Source organism: uncultured Mucilaginibacter sp. (genome assembly GCF_903893715.1).
Lineage (GTDB): Bacteria > Bacteroidota > Bacteroidia > Sphingobacteriales > Sphingobacteriaceae > Mucilaginibacter.
The window spans coordinates 52,625-68,767 of the sequence record NZ_CAITNG010000081.1; the positions used below are offsets into that span (position 1 = coordinate 52,625).

The 16,143-nt window shown below is 45.8% G+C and carries 15 protein-coding genes; 12 read left to right on the forward strand and 3 right to left on the reverse strand.

Going from position 1 to position 16,143, the window contains the following annotated elements; all coding sequences use genetic code 11:
* Positions 1-105: 105 nt before the first annotated feature.
* From QZX97_RS09635 to ispG, 6 genes are all read left to right on the forward strand, one after another.
* Positions 106-810, forward strand: a complete 705-nt coding sequence (locus QZX97_RS09635; protein WP_295653806.1) for an SDR family oxidoreductase — start codon at positions 106-108, stop codon at positions 808-810.
* A 26-nt stretch (positions 811-836) separates the two neighbouring features.
* Complete coding sequence (locus QZX97_RS09640) at positions 837-1,331, forward strand: PspC domain-containing protein (RefSeq protein WP_295653808.1); 495 nt, start codon at positions 837-839, stop codon at positions 1,329-1,331.
* Positions 1,332-1,334: 3 nt separating this feature from the next.
* Complete coding sequence (locus QZX97_RS09645) at positions 1,335-2,279, forward strand: DUF5668 domain-containing protein (RefSeq protein ID WP_295653809.1); 945 nt, start codon at positions 1,335-1,337, stop codon at positions 2,277-2,279.
* Between the two features lie 58 nt (positions 2,280-2,337).
* Positions 2,338-2,946 (forward strand): RDD family protein, encoded by a 609-nt coding sequence (locus QZX97_RS09650; RefSeq protein WP_295653811.1) that lies wholly within the window; start codon positions 2,338-2,340, stop codon positions 2,944-2,946.
* A 193-nt stretch (positions 2,947-3,139) separates the two neighbouring features.
* Complete coding sequence (locus QZX97_RS09655) at positions 3,140-3,826, forward strand: RDD family protein (RefSeq protein ID WP_295653813.1); 687 nt, start codon at positions 3,140-3,142, stop codon at positions 3,824-3,826.
* 215 nt (positions 3,827-4,041) lie between these two features.
* Positions 4,042-6,072 carry a (E)-4-hydroxy-3-methylbut-2-enyl-diphosphate synthase gene (gene ispG, locus QZX97_RS09660; protein WP_295653816.1) on the forward strand — a complete coding sequence of 677 codons (2,031 nt, stop codon included), beginning with the start codon at positions 4,042-4,044 and terminating at the stop codon, positions 6,070-6,072.
* On the opposite strand, the gene QZX97_RS09665 is transcribed toward ispG, so the two are convergent.
* Positions 6,069-6,401 (reverse strand): hypothetical protein, encoded by a 333-nt coding sequence (locus QZX97_RS09665; protein ID WP_295653818.1) that lies wholly within the window; start codon positions 6,399-6,401, stop codon positions 6,069-6,071. The two genes, ispG and QZX97_RS09665, sit on opposite strands and share 4 nt — an antisense overlap.
* A 165-nt stretch (positions 6,402-6,566) precedes the next feature.
* Between QZX97_RS09665 and QZX97_RS09670 the strand changes: the two genes are divergently transcribed.
* Entirely contained in the window at positions 6,567-7,802 is a 1,236-nt protein-coding gene (locus QZX97_RS09670) for a DUF6596 domain-containing protein (RefSeq protein WP_295653821.1), read from the forward strand.
* A 45-nt stretch (positions 7,803-7,847) separates the two neighbouring features.
* Here the strand turns inward: QZX97_RS09670 and QZX97_RS09675 are convergent, their stop codons facing one another.
* Together QZX97_RS09675 and QZX97_RS09680 are read right to left on the reverse strand one after the other, a co-directional pair.
* Complete coding sequence (locus QZX97_RS09675) at positions 7,848-9,152, reverse strand: class II aldolase/adducin family protein (protein WP_295664601.1); 1,305 nt, start codon at positions 9,150-9,152, stop codon at positions 7,848-7,850.
* Between the two features lie 67 nt (positions 9,153-9,219).
* Positions 9,220-9,663, reverse strand: a complete 444-nt coding sequence (locus QZX97_RS09680) for a DoxX family protein (RefSeq protein ID WP_295664602.1) — start codon at positions 9,661-9,663, stop codon at positions 9,220-9,222.
* Positions 9,664-9,830: 167 nt separating this feature from the next.
* On the opposite strand from QZX97_RS09680, the gene hemA reads away from it, so the two are divergent.
* From hemA to QZX97_RS09705, 5 genes are all read left to right on the forward strand, one after another.
* Positions 9,831-11,060, forward strand: coding sequence for a glutamyl-tRNA reductase (hemA, locus tag QZX97_RS09685; RefSeq protein ID WP_295664603.1), 1,230 nt, complete (start codon positions 9,831-9,833; stop codon positions 11,058-11,060).
* Positions 11,061-11,171: 111 nt separating this feature from the next.
* On the forward strand, positions 11,172-12,758 hold the full coding sequence (gene hemC, locus QZX97_RS09690) for a hydroxymethylbilane synthase (RefSeq protein WP_295664604.1): 1,587 nt from the start codon (positions 11,172-11,174) through the stop codon (positions 12,756-12,758).
* Between the two features lie 83 nt (positions 12,759-12,841).
* A complete protein-coding gene (gene hemB / locus QZX97_RS09695) occupies positions 12,842-13,813 on the forward strand; it encodes a porphobilinogen synthase (protein WP_295653832.1) in 972 nt (323 codons plus the stop codon).
* An 83-nt stretch (positions 13,814-13,896) separates the two neighbouring features.
* Positions 13,897-15,270, forward strand: a complete 1,374-nt coding sequence (gene hemL / locus QZX97_RS09700; protein ID WP_295653835.1) for a glutamate-1-semialdehyde 2,1-aminomutase — start codon at positions 13,897-13,899, stop codon at positions 15,268-15,270.
* A gap of 71 nt (positions 15,271-15,341) precedes the next feature.
* Positions 15,342-16,143: HAMP domain-containing sensor histidine kinase (locus QZX97_RS09705; protein ID WP_295664605.1), on the forward strand; the 802-nt coding region annotated here is incomplete at its 3' end.

Here is a 16,143-nt window from a genome sequence, read left to right on the forward strand (position 1 = left end):
ATGACCGCTGGCATTTAATAGCTTTGTAATTTTATTTAAACTTGATAATAGTTTTCTGTGTTAACAAGTATGCCTAACATTGTGTTTAATTATATAAATTCAACCATGCAAAACGTATTGATCACCGGCGCTTCAAAAGGAATGGGCCGTGCCATAGCCACCGCTTTCGCTAAAGAAGGTCTTAACCTTGCCCTATGTTCGCGCAACGAAAAAGAATTGTTGGCTTTGCGCGATGAACTGCTGGCCATCAACCCAGGCATCAAAGTGGCCATACGTCAAACCGATACGTCAGACAAAGCCGATATCAAAGCTTTCGCGGCATTTGCACAACAGCAATTGGGTTTTATCAACGTTATCGTCAATAATGTGGGCACGTACATCCACCAAAGTATTTTGGATGATGAGGAAGATACCTTCAATAAACTCATCAATACCAACCTGCTGCCGGCTTACGAGCTGTACCGCTTTTTCGGTAAAACCATGATGGGGGCCAAAAGCGGGCATTTTTTTAATACCTGTTCGGTAGCTGCTATCGATCCTGTGATGCAAGCCGGCACATATTCTGTAACTAAGTTTGCCTTGTTGGGTCTAACAAAAGTAATGAGGCTCGAAATGCAGGCGCACAATGTTAAAGTGACCGCCATATTGCCGGGATCAACCTTTACAGAATCGTGGAAAGATTCAAACCTGTTGCCTGACTTGTTTGTTTCGCCCGGTGATGTAGCGGCGGCAATCATCTGCGCTTACAAAATGAGCGCGGGGGCAAACGTCGATGAGATTGTGATAAAACCTGTCGGGGGGCAGTTATAACAATTAACAATTAAATGTAAAACAACATGAGAAACACTTTATACCGCGATGAAAATCGCAAAGCAATAGGAGGTGTGTGTGCCGGTTTGGCCGACTACTTTAATATGGACATAGGCCTGATGCGCGTCATCTTTGTACTGGGCTGGATATTTGCCGGCTTAAGTTTTTGGGTTTATATTATTTTATGGATAGTGATACCCGCTAAATTTACCATTAATCCGGGTGTTGACTATACCATACCAACACCCGATGGCCCCACTGTGCCTGCCCGTTCTACGGTAACCGGCACCATGGTTGTGGGTTTGGTATTGATTTTCTTCGGTGCCCTGTTTTTAATGAAGGAATATGATATATTACCTTATTTTGAATACCACAAACTTTGGCCATTGGTATTTGTGGTATTAGGCCTTGCCATTATTTTTGGCGCCGGAAAAAGCCGGGAGATACCCAATCAGTTTGAAAACTGGCACAAGGCGCAAGGTGAACAAAAAGAAAACAAAGACACTAACGAAACCATTTAAGCCATGAGAAACGACAGACTGATACCGGGCATGATCCTGGTAATAATCGGAGCGATTTTTTTGCTCGACAACTTTGGCTATATCAATTTTAGCTGGGAAACTTTTTTTAGTCTTTGGCCTATTATTCTCATCATAGCGGGGGTAAACCTGGTGTTTGCGCACAACCGAACAGGTTGGGCAACCGCCTTAAAAATAATAGTATTAGTTATTGGAATGGGCATTTTAATTTGGGATGGCACAACCCGCCACGATAGCCATTGGAATTTTTCGTGGGAAAATAACATGAACGATAGCGACAGCTATACAGGTTCGGGCAATGGCGACTATAACGAGCCATATAACTCAGCGGTACAAACCGCCAAACTTAACATTAGCGGCGGCGCCACAAGCTATACCTTAAAGGATACCACCAACCAACTGTTTGATGCCAAAACACGCGAAAGCGGCATGGGCTATACCCTCAAAACCAGTATGGACAGCGCCACCGAAGTCATCGACTTCAGCATGAACGGCACCAAAAACAAACGCCACGGTTTTTTCTTTTTTAACCACAATGGCAATAAGGCTGTCATCAGGCTCAACAGCAAACCTGTTTGGGATATTGATGTATCTGCCGGGGCGACAAACCTCAAGTTCGACTTGACGCCCTATAAAGTGAAAAAACTGGAATTGGAGGGTTATGCCGCTTCCTTAGATGTTAAAATGGGTGAGCCTTTAGAGGCAACACATATTGAAATACAAAGCGGTGCCTCAACAGTAAAAATAGCCGTACCGCGCGATGCTGCCTGCGATATCACCACCGATACCGGCCTTTCATCACGAAACTTTAATGGGTTCGACAAAAAAGACGATTCGGAGTATCAAACCCCCGGATTTGATCACGCCGCCAAAAAAATGTACATCCACATTGAAGGCGGCATGGCCGATTTTAAAGTATCGCGTTATTGATTAAAACCTTTAAATTTACAGGGGAACAAAAACTTGTTCCCCTTTTTGTTTTTATACCATGCCCCAGGAATATGTTTTGGTTGTTAACGGCAGGCCCGAAGGCCCATTTACCATCGATGAGCTCAAGGCGCGCCGCATAAAGCCCACCGACTTTGTGCGCACCGATACCATGGACGACTACAAAGAAGCCCACGAAGTTGCCGAACTGCGCGCTATATTCGGTTTTGCCCTGCGGCCGGTAACGCCCCAGTACTTTGCCGGGTTCGATCAGCGGGTAATGGCCACCATGCTCGATTGGCTGCTGATTTCGGCCGTGTTTATGCTACCAGCGGTTATCGGCATGATTTTGATGCGGGATGCCATGATCAGGCTCGTTTTATTGGGCCTGATGTTTATATTGGTTCCGCTTGCTAAATTTATTTACAGCATCGTATTGGAAGGCGGACCCAAACACGCCACCTACGGAAAAATTGTACTTCATATCAGTGTATGTGCAGAAGATGGTTCCAATACCGACTACACCAAAGCCGCGGCGCGCAACCTCACCAAAATATTATCCACGGTGGCCTTCCTAGTCCCGTACCTGCTCTGCTTTTTTACCAAAAAACAACAATGCCTGCACGATATGATAGCCGGTACGCTGGTGATAAAAGACAGGTTGGTGTGAAGAAGTTCATAGTTGATGGTTCATAGTTCATAGTAAAAGGGAAGCTTATTCGTAAAAGAATTGCGTACCCCCAAAACTTCTTACCATGAACCATGAACTATGATCTATGAACTTCCCGGCATGATCCATGAACAAAACAACGGCCATGAACTATAGAATTATATCCTTAATTTAGCAGCTCGCTTACAGTACAATGGACAACGAATACTATATTTTAGAATCGGGCCAAAAAATAGGGCCATTTACCCCGCAGGAGCTGATGGACCGGCCGCTGGAGCCCGACGACCTGTTGGTGATGCCCTTGCAAAACCAAGGCACCGAGGCGCACCTGCTGCCCGAGTTTAAGCAGTATTTCATCGACGAGGGTATTTATTACCCTATGCCCGAAAATACGGCCAGCTACTTTTTACGCCTACCGGCTTATATTATCGATTTTATCATCATTGTATTTGGTACCGAGATATTGGCTTTTATACTTTTCCCGGGATACATGAGCCGTTTAATGGGCGTTTTTACATTAAGCGCTCTCACCGACCCTAAGTTGCAGGAAAACCTATTGAAGCACCAAACCGAAATCATCATCATCCAACTGGTGGTTTTTGTGGTTACTGTTCTATACAATTCGCTTTGCGAGGCCGGCCGTATGCGCGGCTCGGTTGGCAAATATATTTTGGGACTGGCTGTGGTAGATGGTTTGGGTTATGGCCTAACCTTCTGGCATGCGTTAAGGCGGAACCTCGGTAAAACTATATACGAAGTTTTGGGCCTTATCATCGGCCCGCTTTCCTACCTGGCTTATATGAAAATCATCTGGTCATTCCGCCATCAAGCCATTCACGACCAGTTGGCTGGTTGTTTTGTGGTGAAAAGGAGTAAATAAGAACCGAAATATTGCGGTAGCCATATTAGTGGAAAGCAAGTAACGAGGATATGAAATGCCCACAACATTTTTAGCCACTAAGACACAAAGTCTCGAATTGACAAGCTTAGTCCTTTGTGCCTTCGTGGCAACACAAAGTTTTGAAAATAAACTTTACGTTCATCCAACCAACAAAAGCTTCCGAATACCTATTTTTGCAATACAAAATTATCTGCATGGATGCCGAAGCGATAAAAGCCCTCAAAGGCCGTTACTGTAACTCACTAACAGAATACTCCCGTTTTAAAACCCGCGAGGTATTTATTGGCGATGTGCCCATGGGTGGCGATAACCCCATCCGCATCCAAAGCATGACGACCACCAATACGCTGGATACTTTGTCCACGGTAGAGCAAAGCATCCGGATGATCAATGCCGGTTGCGAATATGTGCGCATTACTGCGCCAAGCATAAAAGAGGCCCAAAACCTGGCCGACATAAAAAAAGAGTTGCACAAACGCGGCTATAAAACGCCCCTGGTTGCCGATATACACTTTACCCCCAACGCCGCCGAAGTGGCCGCCCGCATTGTGGAGAAAGTGCGGGTAAACCCGGGCAATTATGCCGATAAAAAGAAATTCGACCAGCTGACCTATACGCCAACAGAGTACCAGGCCGAACTCGAGCGTATCTATAAAAAATTCGCGCCATTGGTTAAGGTTTGCAAGGAGTATGGCACGGCCATGCGCATTGGCACCAACCACGGTTCGCTGAGCGACAGGATCATGAGCCAGTACGGCGATACGCCGCGTGGTATGGTGGAGTCGGCAATGGAGTTTATGCGTATGTGCGAGGATATGAATTATTATAACCTCGTTATCTCGATGAAGTCGAGCAACCCGCAGGTAATGGTGCAGGCCTACCGTTTATTGGTAGAAACCATGGTTGCCGAAGGTATGAACTATCCGCTTCATCTCGGCGTTACCGAAGCCGGCGATGGCGAAGACGGCCGTATCAAATCGGCAGTGGGGATCGGCACCTTACTGGAAGATGGCCTCGGCGATACCGTACGTGTATCCCTAACCGAAGAACCCGAATACGAAATACCGGTTGCGCAGGCTTTGGTTAAACGTTATGTTGAGCGGAAAGCGAAAAGCACAAAGCACAAAGCGGAAGAAAAGCTTTCAGCTTTCGGCTTTCAGCTTTCGGCTCACAATCCCTACGAATACCAAAAACGCGAAACCTACGAAGCAAACGCCTTCATCGGCGGGCATATGGTGCCAAGGGTGGTGGTCGATCTGTCGGCCGCAAACCTGAAAGACCCCGCTGTGTTGAGCGATGCAGGGTACCTATATAGTGCCTTGCTGGATAAATATAACATGGCCGAGCAATCGGTCGATTTTGTGTACCTGGGCGATGCTTTGCCCTCGTTTAATTTCCCCGGTAATTTAAAGCAGTTGTACAATTATAAAACCTGGCAAACATTGGCCAATAAAACACTTTGCCACCCGGTTTTTGAATTGAGTGAATACGTCGGCGAAAGCCAAAAAGACCATGCCTTAAATTTGGTGCGCGTCAAACCTTCGGATATTGAAACAGCCGATTTTGGTGCTTTGCCATTGGATAAAACGCTTGTTTTTGTTTTAGAAACCGATGCCCTTAACGGGATGCAGGACCAACGCGCTTTCTTCTTCAAAATGGAAGAACTGGGTTTGGATGTGCCTGTCATCATCAAAAGGACCTACCCGGCAACTGAATTTGATCTCAGCAAAACCGGCGATATCACCAGCCCCGAAGAGCCGGTATCAAAACTACAGCTTTTTGCCGCTACCGATATGGGTGCTTTATTGGTGGATGGTTTTGGCGATGGCATTTGGATAGATGCCCCATCCGTGCCGGCCAAAATAATTACTTCCACCGCTTTCGGCATTTTGCAGGCCACTCGTTCGCGCATATCAAAAACAGAATACATATCCTGCCCCAGCTGCGGCCGTACCCTGTTCGACTTGCAGGAGACCACCCAAATGATCCGCAGCCGTACCAGTCACCTCAAAGGTTTAAAAATAGGCATCATGGGCTGCATCGTAAACGGTCCCGGCGAAATGGCCGATGCCGATTACGGCTATGTAGGTGCAGGCCCTGATAAGATAACGCTGTACCGTGGTAAGGAAGTGGTGCAAAAAAACGTGAGTTCGGCCAATGCCTTGGATGAGTTGATTGGTATTATTAAGGATGATGGGAATTGGATAGAGCCAAGCGAAAGCTAATTCAGCGGCTTAAACCCTGCAAACATATCCGCCGACTCTGCCAAAGTATTCAAAGGCACACAATCACACACTTCGGCAAACGCTGCCCATATTTTATGCACATCGGGGTTGCCGTGCGCCTGTTTAATGGCTTCGGCATTCAGCCACTCAAACACCTCGATAATGGTGCCGTCGGCTGTCTCCATGATCGAAGGTTTACGGTCGGCAACCAAGCCAAGTTTTGCCAAATCGGGCACGTGGTTCATTACAATTTCTTTTAAAGCTTCGTTTTTGCCGGGTTTGGGTTTGTAGGCTACGATAACAAGGCTGGGGCCGATTTGGTTGTTCATGGCGATAAATTTTACTAAAATTACAAATTACTGAGCCATGATAAACCTATGCAATGATTTTTTTTGAGATTGAGTTAGAAACTAAGTAGAACATTGTCCCAATCAATATCCGTCGTTCATTATTAAACAAACAAACCTATATTTACGTTCCAAGGTCCACCTGCCATGCAAAACGAAAAAGAGCTCATTCCGCATTTGTTCCGTCGCGAGTTTTCAAAAATGGTTACCGTGATCAGTAAACTGTTTGGCTTGCAGCACATCGAGGTGGCCGAAGACATTGTGAGCGAAACCTTCCTCATCGCTACCGAAACCTGGGGCATGAAAGGCATACCGCCAAACCCCACGGCCTGGCTGTACGCCGTGGCCAAAAACAAAACACTCGAGTATCTGCGCCGCGACAAAGTCTTCGCCGAAAAGGTGGGCCCGGCATTGGCTTTAGCCGAAAACACCAACATACAATCTATCACGCTCGATTTTTCAAGCCAAAACATCAACGACAGTCAGTTGCAAATGCTCTTCGCTATTTGCGACCCCATTATTCCCGCCGAAGCGCAAATCGGTTTGGCATTGCGCATCCTATGCGGTTTTGGTATCGACGAGATTGCTGAAGCTTTTTTATCGAACAAAGAAACCATCAATAAACGCCTGTACCGTGCCCGTGAAAAATTGCGCGAAACCAAAGTGAAACTCGAAATGCCGGGTGAGCAGGAGGTAAGCGCCCGGCTCGACAATGTATTACATGCCATTTACCTGTTGTTTAACGAGGGATATTATTCCACCACCCAAAACAAAATATTGCGGCAGGATATGTGTGTGGAAGCATTGCGCCTGGGCGTGATGCTCGCGGGGTACGGAAAAACCAATCTGCCCCAAACTAATGCTTTAATTGCATTGATGTGTTTCCACGCCTCGCGGTTTAACGCAAGGCAGGATAGTAATGATGTCGTGGTTTTATACGCCGATCAGGATGAAGCCCTATGGGACAAAGAACTCATCAGGCAAGGCAACCGTTACCTCAACATTTCGGCAAAGGGCAGCGTAATCAGCTCATACCACCTGGAAGCGGCCATCGCGCAGCTACATTCAAAAAAAGATGACACGACCGAAAAATGGGAGGCCATTTTGCAATTATATAACAGGTTGTTGCAAATCAATTACTCGCCCGCAGTGGCCGTTAACCGCACTTTTGCTTTGTACAAGGCTCGTGGCGCTGCCGAAGCCATTATTGAGGCCGAAAAACTGCCCGCGCAAAACAATCATTTTTATTTTACCCTGCTGGGCGAATTGTACAAAGACATCGACACCATGCACGCCAAAGCTCAGTATCAAAAAGCATACGCTTTGGCAAAAACCGAAAAGGAAAAGAGCGTGCTCAGCCTAAAAATTAAGGCAATAAAATAGCGGCCGCGTTTTCACACAAGCCGCTACAGGGGAGTTTAAAAACAATTATTCTTTTACAAAAGCGTGCCTCAACTCTTCAACCTGCTCATTATTAATAGGCACCAGCGAGCCGATGGAAGCACACATCACTAACGATTTGGCACTAAACTCGGCTACTTCCAAATAATCAAAGGTTTGCAACAGCTTATCGCCGGCGACCAGCACGCACGAGTTTTTGATAATAATGGCCGGGTTGTGTTTGTTGATGATGCTTGGTATCACATCCTTGCCGGTAAAGTGCTCGCCAAAATCGAGGGTGCTCACGTCCTGCAAAAATATCCAGCTTTCGGGTATGGTGCGCACGTTAAAGGTTTCGCCGGTAACGGCATATGCCATCAGATAGGGCGATTGTGTCAGTATGATGGAATTGATTTCGGGGTGCGACGCGTAAATTTGTTGGTGCAGATGTGTGGACCGGCTCGGGAATTTACCCGGCTCGCGTTTGCCGCCTTTTATTTGCACAATATCGTCCAGGGTCAGGTCCCAGCGGGGCACATCGGTCGGGGTGATCAGGAAGTCGTTACCCCTCCAGCGGGTCGATACAGTTCCATACGAACTGATCATCAGCCCTTGTGTACAGGCGCGTTGTATAATATCGCATATTTCTTTTCTTTTTTCACGCTCGTCCGACGGGTGGGTAACATTTTCAATTTCGGGCAGCGGTGCAGGTACCTGCGCTTCCGAATCGGCAATTTGTTTATCAGTAAGATAATTTGGCTGGCCTATAGCTTTGCCATAAAGCAGGGTGCGCGCGCAAAGCTCCAGAGTTTCAAAGCGTTCAAAAGTATCCGCCAAATCGGCACCGCCAACCACCGTGCCATGATTTTCCATGATAACGGCTTTGTAGCCCTTGGTAAATTCGACGGCTATTTTGGCACCTAAAGCTTCGCTGCCCGGCAGTTCGTATTCGGCATAACCTACAGGGCCGCATACGCGGCTGGCCTGTGTAATTACCCTGGTATTGGGTATGGTGCGTACAATACTGAACGAAACCAATGCCGGTGGATGCGCGTGGATAATGGCGCGTATATCCGGCCTGATTTGGTAAATAGCTTTATGGAACGGAAATTCGGATGATGGCTTATGGCAGCCGATAATGGTGCCGTCTTTTTTCACACAAACTATATCAGTGGGTTGCAACTTTCCCTTGTCGACCGCCGATGGCGATATCCAGATATCTCCGTTATCATCAATTATCGAAATATTACCACCCGATGTGGTGGTTAAACCCCTGCGGTAAATTCGGAGCATAACCAACGCTATCTGGTCGCGGGGATGCATGAGCTTTGTATTTAGTATATCGTTTTGCATTACAAATATTATTGTAAACCGGAGCGAACACCATGTTTGTTCCGTTTAGCAAATAATGCAATTCGTATCAACCCGGCGAATGACAGTCATCATATTTGTACGAAACATCCATCATAACCCGCGAATGTTTCGCATGGTTTGGGTTGGCGTACCTCCATGCCCAAAATATCAATAATACCTGTAGTGGGATACGCAGCCATGCTATGAGTGGCGTAATCAATAAACTGCCCATCTTCATGGGCGCATGAACAATCATGCCGATATGCACCGGCAAAAAAGCGATCAACATCATTATAATCCAAAAAGCGCCTTCAGCACGTGTTTTTTCAAATGCGAGCATCAACGCGAAGCTCATTTCGCAAAGGCCGGCCAATAAATTCAGTACTTTAGGGTAGGGCATATAGGCCGGGATAATACTGATATAACCCTCGGGATGGATAAAATGGTTAATGCCTGCAACCATATAAAAAATAATTAACGCAACAAGGCTCAGTTTCTTGTGTACTTTCACAGCTTAATAAACGAAAAAAAATTTCGTTCGGTTTTTTGATACTAAAAAGCCTGAAATTAGTGTTTAAACGCAATTTATAACCATTCTAAATTGACTTTGTTTGACAAAGTATTGACATAGCATCGTGTGTTGAGTATTACTTTTGTCCCGCATTATTTTATATCGCTTTGAAATATCTAAAGATTATAGCGTTTACGCACAAGCAGATCGAACTAAAGGAACTGGGCAAATTGGTAATTTGTCAGGAGAATTTGACCGATAAGCTAAAGCAGGTTCAAAGCGAATTTAAAATCCCCGAAATTTTTTATCTGGCCACCTGTAACCGTGTGGAGTTTGTGTTAGCTACGTCGCAGGTAATTGATAAAGCCTTTACCAAAAAATTCATCGCTGCATTGCAGATAGGCCTTTGCGAAGACTATATGGCCACCTTTTTGGCCGGCGTTTCTATTTATCACGAACAGGAAGCCTTGAACCATTTGCTGCGCACTTCATGTTCCTTAGAGAGTTTGGTGGTGGGCGAAAAAGAAATTTTAGCACAAGTACGTAAAGCATACGAAAGTTGCAGAGAAGCAGGCCTTACCGGCGATTACCTGCGCATGGTAATGGAACGCGTAGTGAAAACAGCCAAAGAGGTGTATACAGACACTATGATATCGCGAAAGCCTATCTCAGTGGTATCATTGGCCTATCGCAAATTAAAAGACCTCGACCTCTGCTCCAAAGCCCGCATCCTGATTATCGGTGCCGGCGAAACCAACCAAAACATCTCCCAATATCTTCAAAAACATAAATTTTCAAACTTTTCAGTATTTAACCGTACGCTTTCCAAGGCTGAAGAATTGGCAGCCAACCTGAACGGCGATGTCTATAATTTGGACGATTTGAAGACTTACAATAAAGGTTTTGATGTTATCATCACCTGTACATCGTCGGTAAGGCCTATTATTACGCCCGAAATTTATACCACCCTGCTCAACGGTGAAACAGGCAAAAAAACCATTGTGGATTTGGCCATACCTAACGATACCGACCCTGAGGTGGTAAAACAGTTCAATATCAACTTTATCGAAGTGCACTCGCTGAACGAAGTGGCCAAAAACAACCTGAAAGACCGTTACGAAGAACTGGTTTATGCCGAGCAAATTATCGAAAATAACATCAGGGAGTTTGTGCCGGTGCTAAAACAACGTCAGATTGAGCTGGCTATGAGCCAGGTACCCGTTAAGATAAAAGAAATACGCCATCGTGCCCTTAACTCTGTTTTTGCTGATGAGGTTGGTAATATGGACGAGCAATCGCGCGAGGTGCTCGAAAAAATCATGGACTACATGGAGAAAAAGTACATCAGCGTACCCATGGTAATGGCCAAAGAGATTTTGGTGAATAATTGCAATTAAGCACCTGCTTTTTAAAACGGCAAGCCCCCTTAGTCAACCCAACTTCACATTACAATAAAATTTACAATTCCTGCCGTTTAAAAGTTAAATTTGCGCTGCAAAAAACTATAGATGTTCGACAGAAAACTCATAATTGGTACCCGCGGCAGCGACCTGGCCCTTTGGCAGGCTAATTTTGTTAAAGACAGGTTGGCCGAAAACAACATCACCGCCGAACTGAAGATCATAAAAACCCAAGGCGACCGTATATTGCACCTCAGTTTTGATAAACTGGAAGGCAAAGGGTTTTTCACTAAAGAACTGGAAGAAGAACTGCTGGCGGGCACTATTGACCTTGCCGTACACTCACATAAAGACCTGCCTACCGAAAACCCGCCGGGCCTCATCATTGCTGCCGTATCGGAGCGTGAAGACCCTGCTGATATTTTACTTGTATTAAAAGATTGTGTGGATGTGCACCAAAAGCTGTCTGTAAAGTATGGCGGTATTGTGGGCACATCGTCCAATCGCCGAAAGGCACAACTGCTAGCTATGCGCCCCGACCTGGAAATTCAGGAACTGCGCGGCAATGTTCCAACCCGCATCGGCAAACTGCGCGATGAAGCTTACGATGCCATTATGTTGGCCAAGGCTGGTGTTAAAAGGCTGGGGATTGATCTGAGCGAATTTCACGTAGAGGAATTGGCCGCTACCGAACTGATACCCGCGCCCGCGCAAGGCGTAATGGCGATACAAATCCGCGAAAGCGATACCGAACTGTTTGATGCCCTGCAAAGCGTATTGCACAACCCCGAAGTGGAGCAGGAACTGGCTGTTGAACGTAATGTGCTCAAGTTGTTTGGCGGTGGCTGCCACCTGCCATTGGGCTGCTATTGCCGCAAGCACGATGGTAAATTCCAGGTATTTGTTTCAAAAGCTGATGATGGCGATGGATTTCCTGACAGACTTTTTTTAGAGACAGCCGAAATTGAAGGCCTGCCCGAAAAAATACTGCCTTATTTTGATAAAGAACGGAAGTTCTGCTCGTCGGTCTTCATCTCGCGCGATTTGAGTGAACAGAGCTATTTCCGCCGGGCTATCGAGAAACTAGGTATACAAATCGATGCACGCTCGCTTATCCGTACAGTACCTGTTATTACAAAACTCGACCCATTTATATTGCATAATTTGAACTGGGTATTTTTTAGCAGTAAAAACGCGGTAGAATATTTTTTTGAATTGGAACCTTTGTTACCCAAGTCCATTAAATTCGGCGTTATGGGCCGTGGTTCAGAAGAAAAACTACGTCAGATTGGCCATTTTGCCGATTATGTTGGCGAAGGTATAGATACTGCCGATGTAGCTGAACATTTTGCAGCATTGGCCAATGGGCAAACCGTTTTGTTCCCGGCAGCCGAAAATTCGATGCGGAGCGTTCAGCAGGCTTTATCGGCCGATACAAAAATCATCGACCTGCCGGTTTACGAAACCGTGATGCAGGAAGAACCGGAAGCTGCTACAGCCGAAATATTAATATTTACCAGTCCATCCAATGTAGATGCTTATTTTAACGTTAACTTGATGGATCCGGCTCAAAAAATAATAGCCATCGGAAAGTCGACAGCGAAAAAGTTCCAGGAAATGGGCGTACCATACATCTTACCTTTTTCGCCGGATGAAATTGGACTTGCGGAAGCGGTGTTTGGTATAACAATCTAAATGTCTATGGTCGATGGTCCATACACCATGGCAGGATATTTATAAATAGAATTTAAACGACTATGGTCCATGGACTAAGAGATATGCTACAACGACCAAGAAGAAATCGGAAAAGTGAAGTAATCCGCCAAATGGTGCAGGAAACTCATATCGGCGCGGCCAATTTGATATTTCCGCTGTTTATTGTAGACGGCAAAAACAAAAAAACAGAAGTAGCCTCGATGCCGGGCATCTATCGTTATTCGGTAGATAATTTGCTGCACGAGGTGGAAGCCTGTGCCAAGTTGGGCTTAATGTCGTTCGATTTGTTCCCCAATATCGACGACTCATTAAAAGATAAATACGCCACCGAAAGCCACCGCGATGGCAGCTTATACCTGCGGGCCATCAGCGAAGTAAAAAAACATTTCCCCGAGGTTTGTGTGGTAACCGATGTAGCCATGGACCCCTACAGCAGCGACGGGCACGACGGATTGGTGGAGAACGGCGAGATACTGAATGATGAAACTTTAGAGATATTAGGCAAAATGGCTTTGGCTCACGCCCATGCCGGTGCCGATATCATTGCCCCGTCGGATATGATGGACGGAAGGGTAGGCTATATCCGTAAAGTGTTGGACGAGCATAAATTTACGCATGTATCTATCATGTCGTACACGGCAAAGTATGCAAGTGCTTTTTACGGCCCTTTCAGGGATGCGCTGAACTCTGCACCAAAACACGGCGACAAAAAAACTTACCAGATGAACCCGGCCAACCAACAGGAAGCATTAATTGAGGCCCGTTTGGATGAGCACGAAGGTGCCGACTTTTTGATGGTTAAACCCGCTTTGGCTTACCTGGATGTAATTAAATTAATAAAAGACAATACGGATTTGCCCGTTGCCGCGTATAATGTAAGCGGCGAATACGCCATGGTAAAAGCATCGGCACAGCGAGGCTGGTTGGATGAGCGCCGAACGACGGTGGAGGTACTAACAAGCATACGCCGCGCAGGCGCAACTGCTATTTTGACCTATCACGCAAAAGAGGTGTTGGAAAAAGGGTGGATTTGATACAAGTCAAAATTCAAAAGTAAAAAGTCAAAAAACCGGCTTCTTTTTTGAATTTTGAATTTTAATTTTTGACTTAAAAAGATATGTTCGATTCAATAAAAAAAATGTTTACGGGGAATGAGGGCGAGGAACCGGTGTACACAGGCTCAAAGCCCGATATCAGCAGGGAAAAATCGGCAGAGCTTTTTGAGAAAGCCAAAGCCTATTTCCCTGGCGGTGTAAATTCTCCCGTAAGGGCATTCAAATCGGTACACGGTACACCTTTGTTTATACAAAAAGGCGATGGTTGCCATATTTGGGATGCCGACGATAACCAGTTTATTGATTTTTGCTGCTCGTGGGGGCCGCTTATCCTTGGTCATAACAATACCAAAGTGCGCGAAAAGGTGACCGAGGTAATGCAGAACGGAATGTCGTTTGGCGCGCCTACTGCTTTGGAGAACGAACTGGCCGAACTAATACTGAAGAACAATAAGTTTATTGAGAAAATACGCTTTGTAAGTTCGGGTACCGAAGCGGTGATGTCGGCCATCAGGTTGGCTCGCGGCTATACCCGGCGCGATAAGATATTAAAATTTGAAGGTTGCTACCACGGGCATACCGACTCGCTGTTGGTAAAGGCAGGCTCGGGCTTGGTTACTTTTGGCGAAACTTCATCGGCTGGCGTACCCAAGGCTTTCGCTGACGAAACCATCGTCGTTTCGTTGAATGATAAGGAAGCGTTGAAAGAAGCCTTTATCGAATTTAAAGACCAGATAGCCGCGGTTATCATCGAACCTATACCTGCCAACAACGGCTTGCTTTTGCAGGAAAAAGAATACCTGGAGTTTTTACGCGACATCTGCACCAAAAACGACACCCTGCTCATTTTTGACGAGGTGATATCAGGTTTCCGAGTTGGTTTTGAGGGCGCGGCCGGTTATTACCAAATTAAGCCCGACATCATTACCTATGGTAAAATTATCGGCGGTGGTTTGCCTGTAGGCTGCTATGGCTCATCTAAAGAGATTATGGGCAGCATATCGCCCGAAGGCCCTGTTTACCAGGCCGGCACCTTATCGGGAAATCCGGTAGCTATGGCAGCGGGTATTGCGCAATTGTCGGAGCTGTTGCGCATGGGCTTTTATCGCGACCTGAATGGCAAAGCCGAAGAGTTTACTGATTCGATACAGCGTTTTGCTACAGCGCGTAATTACAAATTCAAGGTGTTTACCATAGGTTCCATCTTCTGGTTCGCCTTTACCGATCAGGAAGTTATTCGCAAAGCGGAGGATATAGACCCGGCCAGCATGGATAAATTTAAAGTATTGCACCGCGAGCTGTTGAACCGTGGCGTTTACCTTGGTCCATCGGGTTATGAGGTGGGTTTTATATCCTCTGCGCACAATAAAATCGAGTTAGAAAAAGCCAAAAGGGCTATATTTGAGAGTTTGGATTTTGTATTCAGTAGGCAATGAAGACCATTATAGGCTACAAAAAGCAACATTGCTTACGATAGATTTCATACCGCTGAAAAATAATTAATAACATGAAAAAGCCTTTCGTTATATTCTATTTCCTCATCATCTACGCTTTGGCGGAGTTGCTGTGGTGGGGTATTTTGCTCATTAAAGCCAAGCCGGCCAGCGTGGGTATGATAGGTGGCGAACTCTCGGTGTTTCTGTTCATATTATTAGTGGGGGCGGTGCACCTGCATAAATCCATCAATAAAGAAAGGCAACTGCACCAGCGCCAAAAAAACTTCTTGCTTTCGGTAACGCACGAACTGAAGTCGCCTTTGGCATCCATCAAATTATTTCTGCAAACCATACAAAAGCGCGACCTGAACCGCGAGCAACGCATCAACTTTATCGACAAATGCCTGCAGGATATTGAACGCCTTGACGATCTGGTAGAGAACATGCTGTTGGCCGCAAAAATAGATAACGAGATATATACCTTCCCGAAAGAAAAATTCAATTTTTCGTTATTGGTGGATAGCGTAGTAAACCGCCTGCAAATCAACAAATGCGATGGAAAGGAACAAACTATCAACGCCGAAATTGAACCACAGGTTGAGGTTACCGGTGATAAATTCGCGCTAACATCAGTAGTGAACAATTTGATTGAGAACGCCGTGAAATATTCGCCGCCATGCGAGGCGGTTAACGTGAAATTGTTCCGTAAGGACGGTACCGTCCACTTTACCGTAGCTGATAATGGCATTGGTATAGCCGACGAAGAAAAACTACATATATTCGATAAGTTTTACCGTGTAGGTAACGAAGATACCCGAAATACAAAGGGTACAGGGCTTGGGTTGTTTATTGTTAAACAAGTTTTAGATAAAC

What these genes read in the sequence shown, in the direction of transcription:
- QZX97_RS09635 (WP_295653806.1), top strand. Translation starts at nt 106, where the DNA reads ATGCAAAACGTATTGATCACCGGCGCTTCAAAAGGAATGGGCCGTGCC.
- QZX97_RS09640 (WP_295653808.1), top strand. Translation starts at nt 837, where the DNA reads ATGAGAAACACTTTATACCGCGATGAAAATCGCAAAGCAATAGGAGGT.
- QZX97_RS09645 (WP_295653809.1), top strand. Translation starts at nt 1,335, where the DNA reads ATGAGAAACGACAGACTGATACCGGGCATGATCCTGGTAATAATCGGA.
- QZX97_RS09650 (WP_295653811.1), top strand. Translation starts at nt 2,338, where the DNA reads ATGCCCCAGGAATATGTTTTGGTTGTTAACGGCAGGCCCGAAGGCCCA.
- QZX97_RS09655 (WP_295653813.1), top strand. Translation starts at nt 3,140, where the DNA reads ATGGACAACGAATACTATATTTTAGAATCGGGCCAAAAAATAGGGCCA.
- ispG (WP_295653816.1), top strand. Translation starts at nt 4,042, where the DNA reads ATGGATGCCGAAGCGATAAAAGCCCTCAAAGGCCGTTACTGTAACTCA.
- QZX97_RS09665 (WP_295653818.1), bottom strand. Translation starts at nt 6,401, where the DNA reads ATGAACAACCAAATCGGCCCCAGCCTTGTTATCGTAGCCTACAAACCC.
- QZX97_RS09670 (WP_295653821.1), top strand. Translation starts at nt 6,567, where the DNA reads ATGCAAAACGAAAAAGAGCTCATTCCGCATTTGTTCCGTCGCGAGTTT.
- QZX97_RS09675 (WP_295664601.1), bottom strand. Translation starts at nt 9,152, where the DNA reads ATGCAAAACGATATACTAAATACAAAGCTCATGCATCCCCGCGACCAG.
- hemC (WP_295664604.1), top strand. Translation starts at nt 11,172, where the DNA reads ATGTTCGACAGAAAACTCATAATTGGTACCCGCGGCAGCGACCTGGCC.
- hemB (WP_295653832.1), top strand. Translation starts at nt 12,842, where the DNA reads ATGCTACAACGACCAAGAAGAAATCGGAAAAGTGAAGTAATCCGCCAA.
- hemL (WP_295653835.1), top strand. Translation starts at nt 13,897, where the DNA reads ATGTTCGATTCAATAAAAAAAATGTTTACGGGGAATGAGGGCGAGGAA.